Here is a 2,849-nt window from a genome sequence, read left to right as displayed (position 1 = left end):
GTTGCTAGTCCGCGTGGAAAAACGGTTTTTTGTACGGCTTGCATCGGCTTCCGCGGGTCGCCGCCGCGCGCCAACAAAAAAATCCGCTTTCCCACTGTGGGCTATCCACTGCGCTCGGGGCTGGGCGTGCGTGGGGTTGAAGACGTTTTCATCTTGGTGAGCAATTGTACAATCTTCGATTTCAGCAAACGGTTGAGAGATTTGTGTAGTATGATAGAGCAGAGATACACTTCAAGTCTTTAGATCTCTTAAAAATGTTAATTCACTTGAAATTAAAATCATCTGCTTTTTAACAAATTTTCCACGTACACACTGTAGGCTTGTTTTGTTTCCTGCTTTGAATTCCGATTGAAAATATGCTTTTCGAAATAATTATAATCTACACGATCTATGTAACTCGGAATACGAACAGTATCATGATCTGGATTAAGCAAATAATTATCGATTAAAATTAAAGAACCGCGCGACCTACTTATCATTTCATTTATGTAGAATTTACTTGAACAGCTATTTCTGCTGTTGACCCAATCACAGTATCTTGAAGTATCGTTTTTAAATCGGAGTAAATAATCAATCATATCAAAATTAGATATATAGAAATCTTTCACAGCGTTTTCATACAATTTTGAATCTCGCTGTAAATTAACTCGATTATAATTGTTACAATCTATTTTACTTAAGGTGAGTGCTGGGTCTCGAGTAAAGTTATACTCCAAATCACTTAAAATTTTATCGTAAGCTGGATATTCTTTTTCGCAACTTAACGACAATACTGCTAAAAACATTACAATATAAACTTTCATTATTCAAAAATTAATTTTTTCGGAAATAGATTCTACTCTGATAAATTTTACCATTAGGCGCGCGATACGTGGGATTAGGTAAGCCGTAAATAGTTGGAATATCACGTGGATGATGAATAAATAAACCATCTCGTCCCCATTTACTTGCAACCAATGTCGCTTCGCCTTTACTATTAACTTCAACCACAATTGCTGAGTGAGTTGCACTAGGTCTCTGCTTTTTCTCATCCCATGCATAATAAACAAGCCTATCTCCTACTTGATTGGCTTCACTAAATGGTATCATGTGGTAGCCCCCTGTATCTCTATAAGGATCGTTGTCCCAAAAAGGTGGAGAATATACATTACCTGGGTCACTAGGATCTCCTTTGGAATTATGCCAAGCATAAGAATGACAATTAAAGGCTAGTGGATTTAACAAGCCGTTAATATATAATGGTGTTGGAGGACCAATCTGTCTTTTTTTTGGTGTATTTTTATTCATTGGGGGATCACCATCGGGAGTAGCACTTACTATCCCCACCAGCATCCCTTCCCAATCTCCGCCGGCATTTGCTTCGACCAGTAACAGTTGTAAAAGAACATCGGGTGGTGGAAGTAGTGCACGCTGCTCTAGAGTTCTGGGACAAAATACTAGATTTTTATTTTAATTTTGACCTATCCGCTAAATACAATGACTTATAAAATCTTTGATACAAAATTACTCGGAATTTATTATTGCACTGCGGCCTGACGTAAGCTCTCCTTCAAAAAAAACAGCATTCGTTGATATTATTTCACTTCTAAAAGAATCGCTAATTAAAAAAGGCCAAAATTTTCCTTGTCTTAGCTCTAATTGTAAAGAGAGGTTCTCACACTTTAACAATCCGCATAAAAATTTGAACTCCTCAGAACTTAGGAAATTTTTTAGATTCAGATACACCTCAGTTTTGGCTTTAGATCCAACAAATAAGGGCTCTTCACTAAAACTGCTTTTGTTTAAGAAAGAAGTATCTATAAGATCATTGATACTAACTTCTAAAAAATTTACATCATTTGCATCCATCGTATCACTTAATCTTTGTTTCTCAAAATGGATACTATTTGACCCCAAAAAGAACTTCATCTGAATGCAGGGCTTTTTGCCATTAAAAATTGTAAAATTCTTTGTTAAAATATAATTTTTATCCGACGTATTGCTAATCGAAAAGCTGATAAAAATACTATCGCCTATTTGTTTTAAACTTGGACTACTTATTTTTAATTCTTGTGCAGTTGTCGCGACTGAGAACAGCAGCAGTATCCAGTAAAATTTCAGATTTAACTTCATTTTTTTGATTTTTTGATCATTTGTGCCCAATGGCTTAACATTATTTTTGCTTTCGGATTTCCATACCTTAAATTCTATGAACTATGAACTGAGTATTCCTCCCGGAAACGATCAACAACAGGTCTGTTTTTCCAGCTATTATAGTCCATATCACAGTTGTATAAAACGTGTAATAATTCCGCTCCAAAAGTATAGACAAAGTCTAAATTACTTTTAATTCTTGTGTATGATAAGTTAATGTCCCAATTTCCACTTGGTAACATTACCGCTTCCCCAGTTGCCTCTATACCAAATTTTTCATCTACCAAGGTTTTATAAAAATTTAAATTTTCTAGCTTTGGTTCAGCATCATGGTATAGGTTATCTAACTCTGGAATCGCTTTACAAATCGCTATCATTTCTTGACCAGAAAAGCCAAAATTTCCATCAGGATCTATACCGCAACTTTCTGATAGTTCTCTAAATAAATTTACATCACCAATCTCACCAAAACTCACATTAGGGTTGCTGATCTTAAAAGCCAACAACTCCTCAACAGTCTAAATAATAATCAAACCATTGTTTTTCTTTACATCGTCTGCGGTATCGGTAGTATTACTCCCTCCACTACCAGCCTGCGTAAATTTAGAAGTTTCTCCCGGAACAACACGATCGCTGCGGCGGATATAGTTGCCGTTAGCGTCGTACATCTCAGCGCCGTTGTTATCCAACATCTGCCGGCCCGCTCCCCCACTCGG

The 2,849-nt window shown here is 36.5% G+C and carries 6 protein-coding genes; 1 reads left to right on the top strand and 5 read right to left on the bottom strand.

The window, feature by feature from the left end; genetic code table 11:
* A partial coding sequence (locus Q0064_RS03325; RefSeq protein WP_298144258.1) for a hypothetical protein occupies positions 1-243 on the top strand: 243 nt, incomplete at its 5' end.
* Between the two features lie 35 nt (positions 244-278).
* On the opposite strand, the gene Q0064_RS03320 is transcribed toward Q0064_RS03325, so the two are convergent.
* From Q0064_RS03320 to Q0064_RS03300, 5 genes are all read right to left on the bottom strand, one after another.
* Positions 279-803, bottom strand: coding sequence for a hypothetical protein (locus Q0064_RS03320; protein ID WP_298144256.1), 525 nt, complete (start codon positions 801-803; stop codon positions 279-281).
* 10 nt (positions 804-813) lie between these two features.
* Positions 814-1,287: a hypothetical protein gene (locus Q0064_RS03315; RefSeq protein ID WP_298144254.1), complete on the bottom strand. Its 474-nt coding sequence runs from the start codon at positions 1,285-1,287 to the stop codon at positions 814-816.
* Between the two features lie 216 nt (positions 1,288-1,503).
* Positions 1,504-2,112: a hypothetical protein gene (locus Q0064_RS03310; protein WP_298144251.1), complete on the bottom strand. Its 609-nt coding sequence runs from the start codon at positions 2,110-2,112 to the stop codon at positions 1,504-1,506.
* Between the two features lie 74 nt (positions 2,113-2,186).
* Positions 2,187-2,636: a hypothetical protein gene (locus Q0064_RS03305; RefSeq protein WP_298144248.1), complete on the bottom strand. Its 450-nt coding sequence runs from the start codon at positions 2,634-2,636 to the stop codon at positions 2,187-2,189.
* A 15-nt stretch (positions 2,637-2,651) separates the two neighbouring features.
* The coding region (locus tag Q0064_RS03300; protein WP_298144246.1) for a hypothetical protein at positions 2,652-2,849 on the bottom strand (198 nt) is incomplete at its 5' end.

This window comes from Flavobacterium sp. (genome assembly GCF_027490375.1).
Lineage (GTDB): Bacteria > Bacteroidota > Bacteroidia > Flavobacteriales > Flavobacteriaceae > Flavobacterium.
The sequence above is the reverse complement of the archived record's forward strand: the minus strand, read 5'-3'. Positions and strand labels throughout refer to the sequence as shown.

Coding starts and splice junctions, on each gene's coding strand:
- Q0064_RS03320 (WP_298144256.1), bottom strand. CDS start 803: ATGAAAGTTTATATTGTAATGTTTTTAGCAGTATTGTCGTTAAGTTGC.
- Q0064_RS03315 (WP_298144254.1), bottom strand. CDS start 1,287: ATGAATAAAAATACACCAAAAAAAAGACAGATTGGTCCTCCAACACCA.
- Q0064_RS03310 (WP_298144251.1), bottom strand. CDS start 2,112: ATGAAGTTAAATCTGAAATTTTACTGGATACTGCTGCTGTTCTCAGTC.